Origin of the sequence: Gorillibacterium massiliense (genome assembly GCF_000455485.1) — a bacterium.
GTDB classification, from domain to species: domain Bacteria; phylum Bacillota; class Bacilli; order Paenibacillales; family NBRC-103111; genus Gorillibacterium; species Gorillibacterium massiliense.
The window spans coordinates 1-20,796 of the sequence record NZ_CBQR020000153.1; the positions used below are offsets into that span (position 1 = coordinate 1).

Annotated in this window: 15 protein-coding genes; 13 read left to right on the forward strand and 2 right to left on the reverse strand. The window is 51.9% G+C overall.

The genetic code is table 11. From position 1 onward, the window contains the following. Positions 1-87 precede the first annotated feature (87 nt). Positions 88-414 carry a NifB/NifX family molybdenum-iron cluster-binding protein gene (locus TJ79_RS27610; RefSeq protein WP_162162980.1) on the reverse strand — a complete coding sequence of 109 codons (327 nt, stop codon included), beginning with the start codon at positions 412-414 and terminating at the stop codon, positions 88-90. Positions 415-541: 127 nt separating this feature from the next. Next, positions 542-1,462 (reverse strand): radical SAM protein, encoded by a 921-nt coding sequence (locus TJ79_RS21750; protein ID WP_052339857.1) that lies wholly within the window; start codon positions 1,460-1,462, stop codon positions 542-544. Between the two features lie 372 nt (positions 1,463-1,834). Between TJ79_RS21750 and TJ79_RS21755 the strand changes: the two genes are divergently transcribed. The 13 genes from TJ79_RS21755 to TJ79_RS21815 all read left to right on the forward strand — a co-directional run bounded on the left by TJ79_RS21755 (position 1,835) and on the right by TJ79_RS21815 (position 20,793). Next, positions 1,835-2,851 (forward strand): LacI family DNA-binding transcriptional regulator, encoded by a 1,017-nt coding sequence (locus TJ79_RS21755; protein ID WP_040952464.1) that lies wholly within the window; start codon positions 1,835-1,837, stop codon positions 2,849-2,851. Positions 2,852-3,266: 415 nt separating this feature from the next. Further along, positions 3,267-4,397, forward strand: coding sequence for a hypothetical protein (locus tag TJ79_RS21760; protein ID WP_052339858.1), 1,131 nt, complete (start codon positions 3,267-3,269; stop codon positions 4,395-4,397). A 30-nt stretch (positions 4,398-4,427) separates the two neighbouring features. Beyond that, entirely contained in the window at positions 4,428-5,990 is a 1,563-nt protein-coding gene (wsfD, locus tag TJ79_RS21765; protein ID WP_202903358.1) for a glycan biosynthesis hexose transferase WsfD, read from the forward strand. Continuing rightward, positions 5,987-7,537: a hypothetical protein gene (locus TJ79_RS21770; RefSeq protein WP_040952465.1), complete on the forward strand. Its 1,551-nt coding sequence runs from the start codon at positions 5,987-5,989 to the stop codon at positions 7,535-7,537. The genes wsfD and TJ79_RS21770 overlap by 4 nt, the downstream gene beginning before the upstream one ends. Before the next feature lie 9 nt (positions 7,538-7,546). Beyond that, entirely contained in the window at positions 7,547-8,797 is a 1,251-nt protein-coding gene (locus TJ79_RS21775; protein ID WP_040952466.1) for a glycosyltransferase family 2 protein, read from the forward strand. An 18-nt stretch (positions 8,798-8,815) separates the two neighbouring features. Next, positions 8,816-10,906: a cellulose biosynthesis cyclic di-GMP-binding regulatory protein BcsB gene (locus tag TJ79_RS21780; RefSeq protein WP_040952467.1), complete on the forward strand. Its 2,091-nt coding sequence runs from the start codon at positions 8,816-8,818 to the stop codon at positions 10,904-10,906. Next, entirely contained in the window at positions 10,893-11,747 is an 855-nt protein-coding gene (locus tag TJ79_RS21785; RefSeq protein ID WP_040952468.1) for a diguanylate cyclase, read from the forward strand. Before TJ79_RS21780 ends, TJ79_RS21785 begins: the two co-directional genes overlap by 14 nt. A 163-nt stretch (positions 11,748-11,910) precedes the next feature. Beyond that, positions 11,911-15,144, forward strand: coding sequence for a hypothetical protein (locus TJ79_RS21790; RefSeq protein ID WP_040952469.1), 3,234 nt, complete (start codon positions 11,911-11,913; stop codon positions 15,142-15,144). Between the two features lie 146 nt (positions 15,145-15,290). Further along, positions 15,291-15,995, forward strand: coding sequence for an ABC transporter ATP-binding protein (locus tag TJ79_RS21795; protein WP_040952470.1), 705 nt, complete (start codon positions 15,291-15,293; stop codon positions 15,993-15,995). Next, the gene (locus TJ79_RS21800) at positions 15,992-17,563 is read left to right on the forward strand and encodes a putative ABC exporter domain-containing protein (protein WP_040952471.1); all 1,572 of its coding nucleotides are present in this window, start codon (positions 15,992-15,994) and stop codon (positions 17,561-17,563) included. The genes TJ79_RS21795 and TJ79_RS21800 overlap by 4 nt, the downstream gene beginning before the upstream one ends. Positions 17,564-17,874: 311 nt before the next feature. Beyond that, positions 17,875-18,561: a cell division ATP-binding protein FtsE gene (gene ftsE, locus TJ79_RS21805; protein ID WP_040952472.1), complete on the forward strand. Its 687-nt coding sequence runs from the start codon at positions 17,875-17,877 to the stop codon at positions 18,559-18,561. Beyond that, positions 18,551-19,456 carry a permease-like cell division protein FtsX gene (gene ftsX / locus TJ79_RS21810; RefSeq protein WP_040952473.1) on the forward strand — a complete coding sequence of 302 codons (906 nt, stop codon included), beginning with the start codon at positions 18,551-18,553 and terminating at the stop codon, positions 19,454-19,456. Before ftsE ends, ftsX begins: the two co-directional genes overlap by 11 nt. A gap of 128 nt (positions 19,457-19,584) precedes the next feature. Continuing rightward, positions 19,585-20,793, forward strand: coding sequence for a murein hydrolase activator EnvC family protein (locus TJ79_RS21815; protein WP_040952474.1), 1,209 nt, complete (start codon positions 19,585-19,587; stop codon positions 20,791-20,793). Positions 20,794-20,796 lie beyond the last annotated feature (3 nt).

The window sequence follows — 20,796 nt, forward strand, 5'->3', positions numbered from 1 at the left end:
TCCCGTGTGTAAAAATGGTAATTAGTATGCAGCAAGCAGCGCCGCGTACAGGTTAAGCCGGATAGCCGTTTGTGCTATTCGCCGCCCTTAGCCTCGGGGCGCGATTCCCCTCAGCCGGATGAGATAGCGGACGAGCTTATCTATCGCATCCGGTATTAGCTCGCCGGGCGTCTCGAAAGCCTTGACGCCCCGGCGAAGAAGTGCCCGGTCCGCACCTGGACCGATGCGGCTGACCAGCGCGATGCTGCAATCGGAGAGCGCTGCCGCTGCCGCTTCCAAGGCATCCTCCTCGTGGGAGCCGTTGCCGCAAGGGCGGCGCGCTTCCCGCTCCTCCAGCAAAACGGCCCGGCCATCCGCTTCTACCCGGTAGATGAAGAAGCGCTCGGAGCGGCCAAAATGCTGGTTGATCCGCACGCCATCCAGGCTGGCGACGGCCACCCGAAAGCTGTCGCCGGCCTGCCCGGCAATGGCCGCGTCTGCGGCCTCCTTCGCTTCCGCACTTCGGCTGGGCACCTGCTCAGTTGTTCCCTCGGCCGCCCGTTCAGCCATGGGAGAAAGTCTCCTCCAGTGGCTGATCGTAGAGCTGGGAAGCGAAGTCGCGGCCCGCTCCGGGGATGCCGCAGGCATCGGCGCGGCATTGCTGGCAGTGGCGGAAGACGGGCAGATGCTCTTCCGCCGCCCTGCGGGCATCGCTTAGCTGGAAGCAATCGGGCGCGGGGATGTGGCTCAACTCGTGCTGGGGAATGAGCGGAATCACGTTGATCAGCGATGCACCGGCCGCCCGGGTCGCGGCGGCAATCTCGCCGATGTGGCTATCGTTGATTCCGGGAATGAGCACGGTGTTGATCTTGACCACGAGCCCGAGGGACGCTGCCTTGCGGATGCCCGCCAGTTGCGCTCCGATCAGCGTCTCCGCCGCCTCTCGGCCGCGGATCGCCCGGCCATCCAGCACGATGGCGGAGACGATCTGCTCCACGATGCCGGGGTCTACCCCGTTGACCGTCACAGTCACGGTTTGCACCCCGGCTGCGGCAATCCGCTCGGCCAGCCCTTCCAGCAGCAAGCCGTTGGTGCTGAGGCAGTGGATGAGCCCGGGGTGCTCCTGCCGGATCAACTCAAAAGCCTCCAGCGCGTGAGGAGTAGCCAGCGTATCCCCGGGCCCGGCAATGCCGGCTACGGTGATATCCGGGCAAAGAGCAAGCGCCTTCGTCACCGTTTCTGCCGCTTTATCCGGGGGCAGGATGCTTGCGGCTACGCCCGGGCGGTTTTCCGCCTTATTAAAAGCCCGCTTGCAAAACTTGCATTGAATGTTGCATGCCGGACTAACCGGCAGGTGCAGCCGTCCATGTTTGAAATGCCCTTCCGCGCTGAAGCACGGATGCCTGCGGGCCAAGTGCCCGTAGCGTTCTTGCTCCGCGCGATCCGCTTGTACGGCGGCGGTTCCGACACCGCATCCTCCCATAGTGGGGTTCACTCCTTTCTTTGCTCCATTTCTTTCAAATCTGCCGGTTAACGCAAAAGCCGGGCCGCATGCAGGTTTTCCTGTTTACGGTCCCGGCTTCTGGACGACCAGTCAGCTTGGGCGGAGGCTATTTTGCTCAGTGAACAATTCTTACTTATCCAATGAGATTTAATGGTTTTAATCCTATTTCATTTCTTGAACATCTGTCAATGATTTACATGCGCCGTCACTATTTTGTAAATATCTTCAAGATAAATTCTACAATCAATCCGCGCATTTGACGCGTTTTTCCGGGTAACGGTACAATGAGTCAAATGAAAATGCGGGATAATGTAACCGCAGCTCAACTATCGGCAAAAGAGAGGAACGGGTATGGCTACCATTTACGATATCGCAAAACGGACCGGATACTCGCCAGCGACAGTCTCCAAAGCGTTTAACCACTATTCGGACATCAGCCGCAAGACGAGAGATCACATCTTAAATACGGCCCGGGAGATGGGCTACCTGCCCAATACCCAAGCGCGAGCCTTGACGACGAAGCGCTCATGGACCATCGGGCTGCTCTTTTTGGAAAAGACCGGGGTGGGCTTGCGGCATCCTTTTTTCGGCGGCGTCTTGGAGGGCTTCAAACAGACCGCGGCCACGGCAGGCTATGATCTGCTGTTCTTGAGCAAGGATATCGGCGGGAAAGCCAACAGCTACCTGGAGCACGGTAAAATGCGCGGCGTAGACGGAGTCGCCGTGCTTATGTACGACGCAATGGATGCGGATTACGCAGAGTTGCTTCGAGGGGATCTTCCCTGCGTCGTGCTGGATTCGGACACGGAAGCTGCGGTTACCTTGGCCTCGGATAATGCGGCTGGATCCCGACAAGCGATCGACTATTTGTATGGGCTGGGTCACCGGAAGATCGCGCACATCGCGGGCGGACGGGGGACATTTGCCGGCACCAAACGCCGGGAAGGCTTTGAGCAGGGAGTATCGGAGCATGGTTTGGAGTTGCGTCCGGAATGGGTCGTGGAGGCTCATTTCGACTATTCGGTGGAAAGCGGGTATCGGGCGATGGAGGAACTGCTTCGTGCGGAGGAGCGGCCAACGGCGGTTTTTGCCGCTGGTGACAATTTGGCGGTGGGCGCAATCCAAGCGGCGCAAGCGGCGGGTCTTCATGTGCCGGACGATATTTCTGTCATTGGGTATGATGATATTGAACTGGCGCGCTATTTGACACCCAGCCTTACGACAGTGCGGCAGGACATGGCCGGTCTCGGCGCACGGGCGGCGCAGCTGCTCATCCACGCCATCGAGAACGGCGGATCAAAGGAGGCCGTGATTCATCCTGTTGAGCTGGTTGTTCGGCAGTCTTGCCGAGAGCCGAATAGAGGATGAGATTACACAAGATATTTGGAAAACCTAGGTTGATTCAAAAGAACCAGGTTCATCTCTAATGGCGCGGTTGTGGTCGTCACCTAAATTTTCCTTGATATGTAAAAACCATTGGCATTTGTGGGAGAAATGTCCTAGAATTATAGGTGCTTATCGTTCTCGTGGGAAAACTCTTGATCATTTCATAGGTTAGAATACACATATGCTAATCTGGAGAAATTGCAGGGGGATATGATTCTGTCCATCATCGGCCGATCGAGGGCAAATTTTCGGCGAAAAATGTCGATCGATGGTTGTTAGGGATTCGGAAAATGGGTTAATAAGCCTGTAGGACCTAGATTTCATTTTAGAAATCCGCGAGGTTTGGCTGGTTAAATGAAAGTAGAAGAATCATTCTTTAGTAGGGAGGTGGGGATCGATGAGATTGAGGCTTTTTAAGTTTGTGGTTGCCATTGCTATTCTTAGCCTGGTTGCTTCATGCGGAAAGCCGAAAATCGCGGATACTTCACCCCTCAATTCAACTTCACGACCTTCGTCAAATTACGGTGATACCATGGGAATGCAGGAATATCGGGAACGGTTGCAGCGTTTCGTGACCGATCGATTGTCTGGCGGCGATGGTGTATTTACAAATTTTATTGATACCGCTCAGAGAGATGAGGTGGCCACCGGTCATGAAGTGCTGAGCGAATCGGCCGGCATATTGCTTCGGTATTATGCGTTGACTGGGCAACAGGAGCTCTTCGATGAAGCTTGGGCGAACGCAAAACGGGTATTCACGCTGGATTCCGGGTTTAGCTACCGTTATAGTCCAAAGCTGCACAAGCGGTATTCCACGAATGCGGCGGTGGACGATCTGCGGATCATCCGCGCGCTTTCCGAGGCCGGAGCAGCGTTCGGCGACGATCGGTATGCGGAGGAAGCGAGAAGCTATGGGCAGAGATTTTATGAGCACAACGTCGTGAAGGGGTACCTGCGCGACTTTTACGACGACAGCGTTCATACGGCCAACAACTCCGTTACCCTGTGCTATATCGACTTTTCCTCCTTACAGGTGCTTCCTGTGCCGGAGAAATCCCTGCAAAAGCTGAACGCCAACATGTTGAATGTCGTCCGCGGAGGGTATCTCTCCGATGGATTCCCCTTCTATAAGACTAGCTATCTTTACGAGACACGTACATATAGCAAGGGTTCGATCAGTACCGTGCAATCTCTTCTGACGATATTGTCCCTTGCGGAAATCGGCCAACAACAGCCCGCCAGCGTCCGATACTTGAAGGATCAAATTGGAAGAGGCGCGCTATACGGGCAGTATACAGAGGACGGAAAACCAGCTAGCGATGTGCAATCGACCGCGATCTATGCCCTTGCTGCCATGATCGGGTCCGTGTTGGACGATCAAGAGTTGTATGAAATGAGCATCCGCAGGATGAACCAGTATCGGGTTAACGATGGAAATACTCCCTTGCAAGGCGGCTTCGGGGATGTGACGACCGAGCAAGCCTATTCGTTTGATAACCTGATGGCTCTGATCGCATATGCGTATTAACGAAAACGGGAAGAAAGGAATCGGTGTGCGATGGCAGACGATAAGCCGAATCGGCGTTTTAAACAGGGACTGGCACTGCTCGGTCGTTATCTATCGCCATCGTTGGCAGCAGCGTTAGGGGTAATGAGCATCACGATCATCGCTCTGTTCGTGCCGCCTTATATTGGCATGGCGGATAATGGAGACTATTTCCGGATTTTGTACGGCAATGGCCTCTACTTTAACACTCCGGATTACGACAGCCAATATTTTGGTTATTTCGTAAAAGAATTCGGTATTTTTCAATATTTCAACGAGAGCGGCGCCCCCATCTTCTCGTCCCAAACATTAATCATCAAGCTATCCATGTGGGTAAATGAACTTTTTAACGGCAAGGTGTTCGACATTCGGGTACAAGGAGCAATTTTGACCGTATTTTACACGATCGCGATTTATTTATTAGTAGAGGCCGTCACCTGGAAAGTCCCGGCGAAATTCGGCTATCCCATCGCGGCGCTTGCCGTCTTCCTTTTTGCGGATACAGGCTATACGGCTTACTTCAATTCGTTCTTCGGGGAGAGCATTGTTCTCCTATCTATGCTGTTTATTCTCGCCGCTGGCTTGCTTTTGTATCGCAAAAGATACAACGATTACGTCATGCTGGGACTCTTCTTCGCGGGAGCGCTCTTGCTTACGACGAGCAAGCAGCAAAATGCGCCCGTCGGCATCATAATCGCGGTTATGGGAGTCTTCCTGGTCTGGATTCGCCGGGGTAAGCGGTATCGGGCTGGTGTTGCTTTGGCGCTGGTCATGCTCCTGTTGGCGGGGGTGGGCACGTATACGCTCATTCCCAAGGAGTTCGTTAACATCAATAAGTATCATGCGATGACTCGCGGCATCTTGATGGGATCGGACGATCCGGAAGAAACGTTAAAGTCCTTAGGCATCGATCGGCAGTATGCCATTCTGAATAAAAGCATCTATTACGAGCTGTATACGACAGTAGATGTCGATTCGCCCATTCTGGAGCGGGACTTTTATAACAAGTATGGGTTCGGTTCGATCCTGACTTATTATGCCGCCCATCCCGGACAGGCTTTCAATATGTTGAATTTGGCGGCGAAAGGCGCGTTTCAAATCCGGCCCCCGGCTATGGGCAATTATGAAAAATCGGTTGGGAAGGCGTTCGGAGCCCAGACCACGTTCTTTTCCGGCTATAGCCTGCTGAAGGCTGCGGTTGCTCCCAAGACGATCGGATTTATCACGATATGGGTGATCGTGACAATTGGCTTATACGTCCCTTCGTTTATTGCTGCCGTAAAAGCAAGGAGATGGCGAAAGGCTCTTCGTCTGCCACTCATCGTCATGATGATTATGATGGGCTTGTCCGGCATTATGATCTCGATTGTCGGAGCGGGAGACGCCGATTTATCCAAGCACGAGTTCATGTTCACGGCTTCTTTCGATATGGTTACCTTTCTGCTGATTTCGGATGCGATCCGAAAAAGGCTATGGACGGGAGATCTTGAAACAGACAAAGATGGAGAGGATGCCTCCACCCATGGGCCAAACCCTAGGATAGGCCAGCAGGCAAATACGGTGGCAAACTTATGATACGCAACCGGAGAATCAAGTTGCTGCTCTTGTTTATGGCCCTCCTGCTTTCTTTGCCTGCTCCTCCTGTGGCACATGCATCGACAAAGGTAGAGCCAACCCATGTGCTTATCGTCTATGACAGTTTGGTCAAAGGATCATCCCGCCAAGGAAATGTGGAGGTGCTGCAGCGGCTCCTGGCGGCTTACGGAGCGAAGGTTACGATAACCGGGGTTGATGATTATCAACCGGGCACGCTTCGGCAGTATGGGAAGGTGATCGGGGTTGGCAATCGGGAGGATCTTGAGATAACCAATGCGGATTATCTTCAGGATCTCAATACCTACGAAGGTGACTATCTCCACATCGGCGAGCATCCGCCGAAGCGAGTGATGGATGGGCTGGGGATTCGTTTGCGGGAAGCCGGGCAGGAAACGATTCGACTGTCGATGGGCCCATACGCTGAGACGACACGCGAAACATCCAATGTCCCTTATATCGAACAATCCGTCGGCGAGAGATACGGCAGCATTTCTATCGATAGCAGCGGGGTACAGGCACCATATGGCGTAATGGACAAGCATCTTGCTTACGTTCCCTATATGGCTCAGGGCACTCTTAGTGAACTGGCGATGGCTTATCTTCTCAAGGATTGGCTCTCGATCGAGGGAGAAGGGCAGACCTACCTTTTGTTCAAGGAGATCTACCCATTTTCGGATCTAAGTTTGCTGACCCATATGGCGGATAAGCTCTATGATGCCGGGATTCCCTTTATCGTCAGTGTGAGGCCGGTATTTGGCAACACCGATTATCCGGCGATGAAGCGGTATCTGGAAGCGCTGAAATACGTGCAGGCGAAGAATGGAAGCATTCTCGTGAATGCGCCTGTCGTGGCATCCGGCATTCGCGAAAGGGAATCCGCTTTACCCGGTAAAATGGAGTCGTTCATCGATGTTTTGGCCCAGAACGGCATCGTGCCTCTGGGGCTTGGCGCAGACTTGTACTGGTCCTACGATAAGCTATATGCGGCAGAGGGAATGAGCTTTTTTGATTCAACGGTACTATTCGCTAATGAGAACAAACTCTATCGCGATGAGGCCGATACTTCTCTTCCTTTTCTTTCTTCGCTATATAGCATGGGAGAGGATTACCTCAGGCTCATAACGGAAGCAGGCAAGAAGGTGCAGAGTTTCCCGATGAATGCGGCGCTGACCTTCGATTTTCCTGAGGATGAGGCAGGTCTTGACCGGATTGTCGATTTCCTCATGAACAGCTGGGTGGATTTTGCAGACTACAAATATGAATCGCACCAGGTTAAGACGGATTCAAATGTCATGGCCTCTCAAAATGGAATTTTGTACTTGAATGGCCGTTCCGTCTACTTGAACGATAAGCTCCAAGACGTGAGCTCTGACTACTTGTACAAGTCTCATGAGCCCCAACGTCTGAAAAAACTTTTCAATGTGCAGAACAACTTTTTCACGGTGATGATTTCCATGACTTTGTTGATCTTCGGGATCTTCTTCGTTGTCGGGTCCCGGCGATATCGGCGCAAATTTTACAAATAGGAGATTGCTATGAACATCGTGGACGTATTGATGCTGATCGCGGTTACCTGCATCTGGGCATTGCTGCTCGTCAATGTGCTTCTGATCGTGGCCGGCTATTTATACTATTTGCAAAATGAGAACAAGCCTGTGCCGGAATTGGAAGGGGAGGCTCCGTTCGTTTCCATCATGGTGCCAGCACATAACGAGGGGAAAGTCATCGTTCAGACGGTAGAATCCTTGCTCTCGCTGAATTATCCTCATGATCGTTATGAGATTATCGTCATCAACGATAACTCTTCCGACAATAGCAGCTTGCTGCTGGGCCAGCTGCAGGCCGATCATCCCGGACGCAACCTGATCATCATCAACACGGACTCCGTTATTGGCGGCAAGGGCAAGTCCAATGCGCTTAACATCGGATTCTCGCGGAGCAGGGGAGAGTTGATCGCGATCTACGATGCCGACAATACGCCTGAAAAGAACGCACTGCGCTATCTGGTAAGCGAGATTACCCATGATCAAACGCTGGGTGCCGTCATCGGCAAGTTCCGGACTCGCAATCGCAATGCCAGCGTACTGGCGCGCTTTATTAATATCGAAACCTTATCGTTCCAATGGATGGCTCAAGCCGGGAGATGGAAGCTGTTCAAGCTATGTACGATTCCGGGGACGAATTTCATTATGCGCCGAGAGATCGTAGAGAGGATCGGTGGTTGGGATGTAAAGGCCATCGCGGAAGATACGGAAATCAGCTTTCGCATCTACCTGATGGGCTATCGGATCAAATTCCAGCCGAAATCCGTCACCTGGGAGCAGGAGCCGCAGACGGTCAAAGTTTGGTTTAAACAGCGAACCCGCTGGGCAAAGGGCAATATTTACGTCATCGTCAAAAACTTCCCTTTGTTTTTCGACCGTTCGGCCAGGCGGATACACTTCGATCTTTTCTACTTTATTTCTATATACGTTTTATTGCTCTCTTCCATCATTGTGTCTGATCTTCTGCTTATCTTGCGTGCATTTGGTTATGTACATACGACGATTGCCAGCTTCAGCACTTTCCTGTGGGTGCTAGCTATCATTCTGTTTATCACAGGCACCTTCATTACGTTGACGACGGAGAAGGGAGAAATGCGGTTATCCAATCTATGGCTCATTATGCTGATGTACATTTCTTATTGCCAGATGTGGATGCTCGTTTCTGCAAATGGCATGTATGGGTTTGTGAAGGATTTGATTCTTAAACGAGAAGTGAAATGGTATAAAACAGAACGTTATTAAACGCGGGGGAGAGAGGGCATGAACAGAAAGTTTTGGATCATCGGACTGCTGTGTCTGGTGCTGGTAGTCATTCAAACAGGCCCACAAGCGGCGTATGCTGCTGCTGATCGCGATCAGATGGCCTATTCTAGCGCTCTAACAGGCTCGAATCTTTCGATGTCGGGAGCGATGACATCCAAGCAGTTTAACTACTGGATCGAAAAGTATTGGAACGTAAGCGAGGTGAAGGTTAATCTCGATTACCAGGTGACGCAGCTGGCTAAGAATGACAGTTCCAGTATTACGCTAACTATGAATGGAACGAAATTCTATTCGTTCCGGCCCACTGTGAGCGAGGGTAAGCAGCGATTGACAGTGAATGTACCAAAGGAACTCCTTGTCCAAGGCAACAACAGCCTTTCGATCGATGGGGATGTCCGGACGGCTGTCGATTATCAAATTTGCACGCCGACGGATAGTAAAGACGATTGGCTGCAGATTTACGATACTTCGGACGTGGGGATCAGCTATAGAAATGAGGCGCTAAGTGGAGGGATAGCAGACTTTAACGACCGCTTCACGGGGATGGATACGATCCGTTCCGATTTGGGCGTGATCGCGGTGCCGGTTAAGAGTGAAGCTTCCGAATTGGAAGCGGCGGTATATGCACTTTCTGGCTTTGCCAAAGCGAACCAGCTGAAGGAACGGGTTATTCCGATCGATAGCTTTCAATCCGGCGTTCTTGTGAACAAGAAGCTTGTTGTGGCGATTGCCTTGTATGACAGCTTGCCAGCGGAGTACAAGCAATCGATAGACGGCAATGTGCTCCAGGATAAAGCCGTCATTCAAACACTGACGGCAGATGGCCGGCCGACCTTAGTCGTTACGTCAAAAAATCCGGATTTGCTGGTGAAGGCCGGCCGAATGCTAGCAAATCAGGAACTGGTGGCCCAACTGACCGGCAGTACAAAGTGGGTCGATAGCGGCACTAATGTTGATGCGCCGGCTGTCGATATTACCAAGAACATGAAGCTGACCGAGACGGGGGACAAGATCAAGGGCGAAATGCATCAGGAGAAGCAGTATTTCGTCTCCTTGCCGGCAAACCGCACAATCGCCGATGCAAGCAAAATCAGCCTTGATTTTCGGTACGCGAAGAATTTGGATTTCAATCGTTCGATGGTGACGGTTTTGCTGAACGATAAACCAATCGGCAGCAAGAAGCTGACCTCGGAGCTGGCGGACGGCGACACACTGGAGCTGCCGATCCCTCCTAATGCCGGGATAACGGGCAATTTCTCCCTCACAGTGGCGTTCGATCTGCAACTGCAAGCCGCGGGCTGTGTGGAGCCTCCAAGAGAAATGCCGTGGGCTTATATTGATCCGGATTCGGTATTGCGGCTGAATACGAAGGATAAATCCGATTTGCTGTTTAACAGCTATCCGAATCCGTATTTGCGCGATGGTAGATTTAATCAGATTGCCGTTGTGCTGCCCGGGGAGAAGGATGAGTATACGTATCAGACTATCGCCAACTTGTTTAATTTATTAGGTCAATACGCCGAGGGCAATACTGGCGTGGTTCGCTTCTATGACGAAAATGTCGCGGATAGCGAACTGCAAGATTCCAATGTGATTGCGATTGGCACCTATCTGGACAACAAGGTCATCCGGGATCATAACGATAAGTTCTATTTTAAATATGGACCAGGCGGAGAAGGGTTTCAGTCCAACGAGAAAATGAGCATTGATGCCGACTATGGAAAACGGTTGGGTGTAGTTCAGTTGATCGAGTCGCCCTATAAGGCAGGTCTAGCCTTCTTGACTGTTACGGGAGCCAGCTCCGAATCCTATTCTCTGGCTTCTAAACTACTGGATAGTGACAATTCGAGATGGAAAATCTACGGTGACGGTGTCGCCACGGATAAGGACGGAACGATTAAATCCTACCGGTTTAAGAAAGAGATTGAGCAGGAGAAGCCGGATACGGTGAAGGATTTGCTGCAAAGAACGGACGTCATGAGCTTTGTCGCTGTCGCCGCCTTGGTGCTCATCTTCGTCCTGGTTTCTCTGATCCTGCTGCTTAGCAAATATCGTAAGAAGCGGAGGGGAAGCAATGAGACGCGATAAGGGAAGTTTATTCTCGGATATTGCCTTCCTGCTGCTATTGCTCTTCTGTTTCGTGTGCATTGTATTCGTGGCGGGAGACTCCGATCATTATTTTCTCAACATTATTTTATTGAACGTCGCCTTCTTGCTGGCGGTGGTGACTTTCTTTACGTCCGCGACAACGGGGTTGGTCTTGAACATTTTGTTCATATTTGGTTACGGCACGTATTCCCTGTACCGGATTGTCGTGACAGGTGCGACGATAGGGGCGGATAGCTATTTTTGGCTGATCATGACACCGATCTTGACGGTTATTGCTTGGATGCTGACACGGTCTAACAGACAGCTGCAGGATGAAAACAACAGGCTTCGGGAAAAGAACGCATCGCTTGTCATGGTGGACGAGAATACGCGGTTAAAAAACATGCGGTCGTTCCAATCTGACGCGACGGTCTTTATGGCGATTTCGACCCGTTATAAGATCCCCCTTACGTTGTTGGTACTAAGCGTTAAGTACTGGGATGATCTCAAGCGCATCGTAAGCGAAACCGAGCTGATTGACATTATTGCGGATGTGACCAAAATAAACGAGTCAAGTATTCGCACCAACGACTCTCTGTATATGCTCAACCCGTCAGTTCCATTGTGGGGAATGCTGCTCCTAACGGACCGGGAAGGTGCGGAAGTGGTCGTGAATCGGTTAAGAGATAAGGTTTCGGCGATCAACATGAGCGAGATCGAAGATAAATATAAGGTTGAACTGGGACTTAATATAGGCACTTCCGAGTACAAATCCGATGTTCATCCGTCTCCTCTGGAATGGGTGTCGTTGGCCAAGAAGCAAATGGAATTTGACGTATAGCCGATAGATGAATAGGGAATGGGAATTGGAAAAGTAAAAGGAGGGCTGGCGCCCTCCTTTGAAATTTCAGTTCCTTTTTTCATGAAAAGTCTTGCCAACGAAACCGGTTTCGGAAATACTTAAAGGACAAATTCATTTTTGCATTGCGGAGGTTGTATTCGAAATGGCGAACTATTCTTTCGAGCAGAACACGTTTGTAATCGAGAACTATCATGAAGCGAAACCCTTTGCCAGCTTTTTACCGGGTCTAGCCGGACTGAAGGGTATTCCAATGTGGACGTTTTACGTAAACCGGGGGCAGGCGATCAGCGGTTTCGGCATCAAGGATAAAAACAGCCCGATCATGGAGTTTTCGCCGGCCAGCATCGCCTACAAGACGGTGTCAGCCAGCGGGTTTCGTACCTTCATCAAGATTGGTGGAGAGCTGTATGAGCCGTTCCAAACCTTTCGTCCCGATCCCGATATCCATCGCGTCATGCGTGTGAAGGCTAACGAGATTTCCTTGACGGAAACCCATAGCCGCCATGGGCTGAAGGTTAACGTCGTTTATTTTCATGTGCCCGGCGAGGATTTTGCGGCGCTGGTGCGGCATGTGGAGATTGAAAGCCTTGGTGACGGCCAGCGGGAGATCGAGCTGTTGGACGGCTTGCCGGAAATTTTGCCCTACGGCGTAGGAAACGGGGAGTTCAAGGAGATCGGCCATCTGCTTCGCAGCTGGATGGAAGTGGAGAATTTGCCGAACCGCATCCCCTTCTATAAAAACCGTTCCAGCACCCACGACGAGGCAGAAGTGAGCGAAGTGGTCAGCGGCCATTTCTACTTGAGCTTCTCCGATGAGGAAGATCTGCTGCGTCCCATTGTCGATCCCGACCTCGTTTTCGGCGAAAACAGTTCGTTGTCTTATCCTGACGTTTTCGCGGCTGTTCCTTTGGCGGAGCTGAGCGAGCGCATTCCTTACGCCTACAATAAAATTCCATGCGGCTTCAGCGGCAAAAGCGCAAAGCTCGCCCCAGGGGGTAAGCTGAATCTCTACACGTTGATCGGCAACGTATCTCGGGTCGAGCGGATCAATGCCAAGGCCGCGAGTGTTTGCTCCGCTGCCTATATCGCGGAGAAACGGGAGGAAGCGAACCGGTTAGTGGACGAACTGACGGCGGACATCAGCACCCGCACCGGGGTGCCGGTGATTGACGCCTACGCCCGCCAATGCTACCTGGACAACTTTTTGCGGGGTGGGTATCCATTTATTTTCGGCGGCGACGGCAACAACGGTTCAGGCACTACATCGAAGGTCGTTCATCTTTTCTCCCGCAAGCACGGCGACCTGGAGCGGGATTATAACTTTTTCTCGCTGCTGCCGGAGTTTTATTCCCAAGGTAACGGCAATTTCCGCGACGCCAACCAAAACCGGCGCAACGATGTCTTTTTCCAGCCGAAGGTGGGCACCTTCAACATCCGCATGTTCTTCAGCCTGATGCAGGCGGACGGCTATAACCCGTTGGGCGTCGAGGGTACCACTTTCACGGTTCCTGCGGCAAAAGCGGCTGAACTGGACGCTCATCTCGCGGCATCGGTCAAAAACGGTCAGGCCGATCTGACGGCTCTGGCGCGTAAAGCCTTCACACCGGGCAAGGTGATCAACCTGATCGCTGACCGGAACATCGAGCTGCTCCAGCCGGAAGCGGATTTCCTGAACGGTCTGTTGGGGCTGGCGGAGCAAAATATCGAAGCCCGCTTCAACGAGGGCTACTGGTCCGACCACTGGACCTATAACATGGACCTGGTGGATGCGTATCTGTCCGTGTTCCCGGACAAGAAAAACGAGCTGTTGTTCGGCGACGAAACCTATGCCTACTTTGACAGCCCGGTGCGGGTATTGCCTCGCAGTGAAAAATATGTGGTGAAAGACGGAGCCGTACGTCAATATGGCTCGGTTGTCCACGATGAAGAGAAGATGCAGACCCTCGGCATTGCTCTGAACGGTACCCATTGGTTGAAGACACAGCAAGGCCGCGGAGAGATTTATCGGACTAATCTGCTGGTGAAAATCCTTTCCCTGTCCCTGAGCAAATTCGCCACCCTCGACCCGTACGGCATGGGCATCGAAATGGAAGGCAACAAGCCGGGCTGGAACGATGCCATGAACGGACTGCCCGGCCTCATCGGCTCCGGCATGAGCGAAACCTTTGAGCTGAAGCGGATGCTTCAGTTCCTCGCAACCGCATGTGCGGAAGCATCCGACCGCGAAGTGCGGGTGCCGGAGGAAATCTACCGCTTCCTGCAAAAGACGGCGAACCTGGCGGAGCAGCGTGAAAAGGGCGAGCTCGACGCCTTCCCTTATTGGGATGGAGTAGCGGCGGCGCGGGAAGATTACCGGGATGAAATCCGCTTCGGCATCACAGGGGCGGAAACAGCCGTCTCCTTGAAGGATCTGCATGCGATCAGCCGAACTTTTTTGCAAGTGGTGGATCTCGGCATCGAGCGCGCGGTAGAAATGGGCGGCGGCATCGTGCCCACTTACTTCCGATTTGAAGCGGAAGAGTTCGAAACGATGCTGGACGCATCGGGGAAGCCGGCGATGAGCCACTACGGACTGCCCAAGGCAATCGTGCGCAAGTTTCAAGGCATCGCGCTGCCACACTTCTTGGAAGGGCCGGCTCGCTGGCTAAAAACGGTGGATAACGCCGAAGAGGCACGCGATATCTATAACCGCATCAAGGCGACGGACTTGTATGATCCCAAACTGAAGATGTACAAAACATCCGTCAGCCTGGAAAATGAATCTCTCGAAATTGGCCGCATCCGTGCCTTTACTCCGGGATGGCTGGAGCGGGAATCCGTATTCATGCATATGTCTTACAAGTACGTGCTGGAGCTGCTGAAAAATGGTCTCTACGAGGAGTACGAGGAGGAAATGCAGCATTCCCTCGTGCCGTTCTTGGACCCGGCGATTTACGGCCGCAGCACGTTGGAGAACTCCTCCTTCATCGCTACCTCGGTGAATCCCGATCCGCAAACGCTGGGACGTGGTTTTTATGCGCGGCTGAGCGGCTCTACGGCGGAATTCCTCAGTATGTGGGTGGGCATGATGGCGGGAACGCCCTTCCACGTAACGGAAGATGGACGTTTGGCGTTAGAGTTCAAGCCGGTACTACCCGGCTGGCTGTTCGATGCTGAAGGCCGAATTGCCTTCCGCTTCCTCGGCAAAACGGAGGTCAGCTACCGCAACCCGCGCAAAGCCTCCACATACGGAGAAAACGCCGCGCGCATCGCATCCCTGAAGCTGACCGCCGAAGATGGCGAACAACATACAGTAAACGGTTCTGTTGTATACGGCGAATGGGCGGAGAAAGTACGCAATGGCGAGATTGCCGCCATCGAAATCGAACTGCGATAAGACTGGTAAGCTAATAGAAGGGCCATGCCCTGCACATCGTGCAGAGCGTGGCTCTTTTTAACATGCCGTTTCTATTCTTCCAATAATATCTAATAATAGGTATACTTTTGAAAGGATGCTTTATTGCGGAAAAGGGGGCGGATGAGATGCTGCTTGTGAAAGATGTTTCAAAACGGTATGAGAACACCCTGGCGGTCGATCGTGTGAGCTTTGAGGTGGAACCTGGCGAACTGGCGGTATTATTGGGACCCAACGGAGCGGGCAAAAGCACGACGATCAAGTGCATCATCGGTCTGTTGAACGGAGAGGGCGAGATCAGAATCGACGGACATCCCAACAAAAGCCTGGAGGCGAAACGGCAGTTCGGTTACGTGCCCGAGACGCCGGCACTTTACGATATGCTCACCGTTTGGGAGCACATGGTGTTCATTGCCCACGCCTATGCCTTGAAAGATTGGAAAGAGAGAGCCGAGAGGCTGCTTACCCGTCTTGATCTTTGGGACAAGAAGGATAAGCTCGGCAAGGAGCTCTCCAAAGGAATGCAGCAAAAAGTCAGCATTTGCTGTGCCCTTCTCCTGAATCCGAAGCTCGTTTTTTTCGATGAGCCGATGATTGGCTTGGACCCGAAGGCGATCAAGGAACTGAAACAGATTTTTCATGAGCTGCGGGATACCGGTACGAGTCTCTTAATCAGCACTCATATTATCGAGAGTATGGAAGGGCTGTGGGACCGGGCGCTGATCATGAAAGAAGGCCGCATCCTGTTTTCCGGAACCCGGGAAGAAATCACCGCCGGCGGCGAGAGTCTGGAGGATATATTCTTCCGCCTGACGGAAGGGGAATCGGTATGAAGCCTCTTTTCTATTTATTGCGACGAACTTTCACCAACCATGTCAGGCAGGTTTTGCGCAAGCCTGGATTGCTCATTTCCTATTTGGCCATAGTGGTGTTTATGGGCCTGCTTCTCCTTTCCAGCGGACTTTCATCCAATCGGCCGAAAACGGCTTCCCCCGATACCTATGGCTCCATTATTAGCATCGTGATCTTGATCTTCGTCTACATGACGATCCGGAGTGGCATCAAGAAGGGGAGCAGCTTTTTTCGCATGGCCGATGTCAACTTGGTGTTCACAGCTCCCATTTCTCCGAAAAGAGTGCTGATCTACGGATTCATCAAGCAGGTAACGTTAACGCTGCTCACCGTCTTTTTCTTCATTTTTCAAATTCCGAATTTGCTCAACAACTATAACGTGAACGCCGGCGGTGTTCTTGTTCTGTTGGCTGCCCTTTATTTGCTCTTGCTTATGCTTCAGCTTCTCAGCATGTTGATCTACTCCTGGACTTCCTCCTCCCGCAAAGCCAGGAAAATGACGGAACGCATCTGGAATCTGTTGGGGTTGGCCATCGCTGCCGCGCTGGTTGGAAAGTTGGTAGTCACTGGAGACATCCGCAAGACCGCAAACGACTTGTTAAATTCCTCCGCCTTTGAACATGTTCCGGTTGTCGGCTGGTTCAAAACCGTACTAATGGCGCCTGTCATCGGCTATTCATCTTCCTTTGCTTTGGCTTGCGGCCTCATTGCCGCCGGGTTTCTTCTGGTTATCCTCGGTTTCGTGTTCATGCGGACGGATTTTTATGAGGATGTGCTGGGGCAGACGGAGACGATGGAAACTATGCGCGCGATGAAAAAGGCCGGCAAGGTCCAGGTGGACCGCTCCTTCGGTTTGAAATTGCGTAAAGCCGAGCAGCGCTACTTGGGGACAGGGGCGAAGGCGATCTATTACCGGCATATGTTGGAATATAAGAAATCGGGATTTTTCTTCATCGGCCGTTCCTCTTTGTTTTTGGCGGCGGTGGGGTTCGCCTCCCGCTATGTCATCAAACCGGATCAAATCATTTACATGCTGATGGCTGCCGCTTACTACTTGCTTATCATCGGGCAGTTTACAGGTAAATGGGTGGCTGAAATGGAGCGCCCTTATATTTTCCTTCTCCCCGCAAGCTCCGGCGCGAAGTTGTTTCACGCTACCCGCGCAGAGACGGTGAAGCATTTGTGCGACGGCATCGTTCTCTTCGGGGTAGCAGCGGCGTCGCTTCAGGGGAACCCTCTGGTCGCTCTGCTGTGTGCCGTTGGCTACACGAGCTACGGTGTCTTGTTAACTTATTCCGATGTGCTGTACCGCCGGTTGTTCGGACCGCTGCATAGCAAAGTGTTTCAAATGTTCATGGGGATGCTGATGATTGTGCTTGTCCTATTTCCGGGCACGATCATTGCCCTTGTCGCCAAATTCGCGATCCATGGTGGAGCAGGCGCTGGCAATATCATTTTTTGCCTCGTTTTGATCGGTTTTAATCTATTGGTGGCTTCCGCCATTTTTGCAGGCAGCAAGGGGATTTTCGACAAATTGGAGAGCAATTAGCGTTTCTCTATTTGTTTTTAGAATTTTCGGAATTTTCGACAGAATGGCGACCAATTGCCTTGAACATCCTCTATAACTCTTGTACAATGTTAAACGTGCCAGGGCGGCCATGCTCGATAGCCGCTCTTTTTCTATCTCCGGAAGTCAGAGGAGGTGGATTTGGCGCGGCCGTTTTTCGGAGATATGGGAAGGTAAGGGCTTTCGAACGGATGTTTGCTAACGAGACTCTATTATTTTTTTGACGGAAGTGCAGAGGAATTTACGTAGATTTGTCGAAGTTATCAAGGCTATAAGCGACAGGATGTGAGCGAATGATAGAAATGAACGACGTCTGGAAAAAATACCCGGACGGAACTGATGCCATTCGAGGAATTGACCTGAAAATCGACGCCAATGAATTCGTCTATATTGTTGGGCCGTCAGGCGCCGGCAAATCGACGTTTATGAAAATGATATATCGCGAGGAAAAACCGACTAAAGGCACCATTTTTGTCAACGGATTTAACCTAGGCAAGCTGAAGCCGAGGAAAATTCCCTATGTGCGCCGGAACATCGGCGTGATCTTCCAGGATTTCCGGCTGTTGCCGAAGCTGACTGTAGCGGAAAACGTCGCTTTTGCGCTGGAGGTTATCGAGGCACCAAAGCGGCTCATCAAGAAGCGGACGATGGAAGTGTTGTCACTCGTCAACCTGCGGGAAAAAGCCAATTCACTACCAACCCAGTTATCGGGCGGTGAACAGCAGCGGGTGGCCATCGCCCGCGCCATCGTCAACAATCCGGCAGTTATCATCGCCGACGAGCCTACGGGAAACTTGGACCCTGATACCTCCTGGGGGATCATGAAGCTGTTGGAAGAGATCAACTTCAGGGGCTCGACCATCGTCATGGCGACGCACAACAAAGAGATTGTTAACAGCACAAGACGCCGGGTCATTGCGATCGAAAAGGGACAAATCGCCCGCGATGAGCAAAGAGGGGAGTACGGCTATGAAGATTAGCACGTATATCCGCCACTTCCGCGAAGGCGGCAGGAGCATCATCCGCAATGGCTGGATGAGCTTTGCGTCCATCAGCTCGATTACGATCTCTCTTTTTATTCTTGGGTTGTTTGTTGTTTTTGGGATGAACATCAATCATTTGTCCAAGCAGTTGGAGGATCAAGTGTCCGTCCGGGTGTACCTGGAAATCGGGACGAAGGCCGATACCATTTCCGACTTGCAGAAGGCGATTGAGCAGCTGCCGGAAGTGAAAGGTGTTACCTTCATATCCAAAGAAGAGGCTTTGCAAACCATGCGCGAGCGTTTGGGAAATGCCTTGGACGGGATGGATGGGGCCGATAACCCATTAAACGATTCTTATAACGTGGAGTTGAAAGAACCGCGAAATGCGAAAATGGTCGCGGATCAGATTAGCGCCATGAATGATCAATGGGATGAAAAACCCATCAATAAGGTGGATTTCGGCGAAAACACCGTTACCAACCTGTTTAAATTCACGAAAATCATTCGCTGGGTTGGCGTCGTTTTCATCGTATGTCTCGTATTTACCTCGATGTTCCTGATTTCAAACACTATCAAGCTGACGATTTTAGCCCGCAACCGGGAGATCCGCATCATGAAGCTGGTGGGAGCAACCAATAACTTTATCCGCTGGCCTTTCTTTGTGGAAGGGGCGCTTACCGGATTCATTGGGGCGTTAATCCCGACCGTGGTGATTTTAATAGGATATGGTCACTATCATGATTCAATGAATGCGCAGATTCTACCATTTGGTTTTAGTATCTTGGCTACTTCGAGCATCAATTTTTGGATTATCGGTTTGCTGATGGGAGTCGGACTGGTTATCGGGATTTGGGGCAGCCTCATCTCGGTGCGAAAATTTTTGAAGGTATGATTAGCAGGCACTTCCTTTCTTCATCAGACTTTATAAGTTTGTCACTATAAATAGCCTGATTCCGCTACGGTAAACGTCGCGCGTCCTACATGGACGGCGGCAGCCGTTTATCTCGAGGAGGACGAATATTGAAACGGACGCTAATGTCTCTTGTCGCTCTCGTTACCGCCCTGAGCTTTTGTACGCAGCCTGTAGGGGCTATGACCAAAAAGCAGATCCAGGACCAACTGAATCAAGTCAAGCAGCAGGAAGCCGAACAGGCCACGCAGCGCGCGAATGCTCAGAAGAAAGCGAGCGAACTGTCGCAGACGAAGACCCAGGAAGTCGTCTCCCTGAACCAATTGCAGAAGGAAATTGAAGATGAGGGAAACAAACTGACCGATCTGGCGAATGAAAGAACGGACAAGCAGCTCGCGCTGAATAAAACTAGCGCCGAGCTTGAAGCGGCAGAAAAACGGGTAGAGGAGCGGGATGGTCTGCTCAAGGCCCGTGTGCGACTGTTGTATATGAATGGCAGCGTCTCTTATCTGGATGTGCTGTTCAATGCCACTAGCTTCTCCGATTTCGTTGAGCGGTTTAATATGCTGAGTTCTATCGTCGGGCAGGACAAGAAGATCCTCGAAGACAATGAACGGGACCGGAATACCGTCGCCGAAAATAAAGCGAAGCAGGAAACCCAGCTGACTGATCTTAAGAGTCTCATTGCTCAAGAAGAGGACGCAAAGGTGGCAATGGAAGGCAAGGAGAAGCAAAAGAAGGCGTTCATCGCCAGCCTTGGCCAGCAGCAAGAGCAGGCGGAGGAAGATGACGAAGCGGCGGAAGCGGCTCTCGTTGCCTTGGCCAGCAAACGGGCCAAGCTGTACGCCGAACAGAGGAAGATCGAGGATGAGGAGAAGCGCGCAGCGGCGTCTAAAGCAGCAGGGAAGTATACCGGCGGCAAGCTTCTGTGGCCGGTGCCGGCCAGCAGCACCATCTCCTCGGGCTTCGGCTACCGGATGGACCCCATCGCAAACGTGAATAAACTGCACAAAGGCATTGATATCGCCGCACCGCAGGGAACGCCGATTTTAGCGGCAGAGTCAGGAACGGTGCTCATTGCATCCTGGGTGAACGGTTATGGGTATACCGTGGTGATCGATCATGGCGGCGGACTATGGACCTGGTACGGCCATATTATGAAGGGTGGCATCTATGTAAACGAGGGAGATACCGTTAAACGCGGGCAAAAGATCGCCGGCGTTGGTTCCACCGGTGACTCAACGGGGAACCACTGCCACTTCGAGGTTCGCATTAACGAGAAGCCGGTAGCTCCGCTTCCATATCTTACGAAATCCTGATCG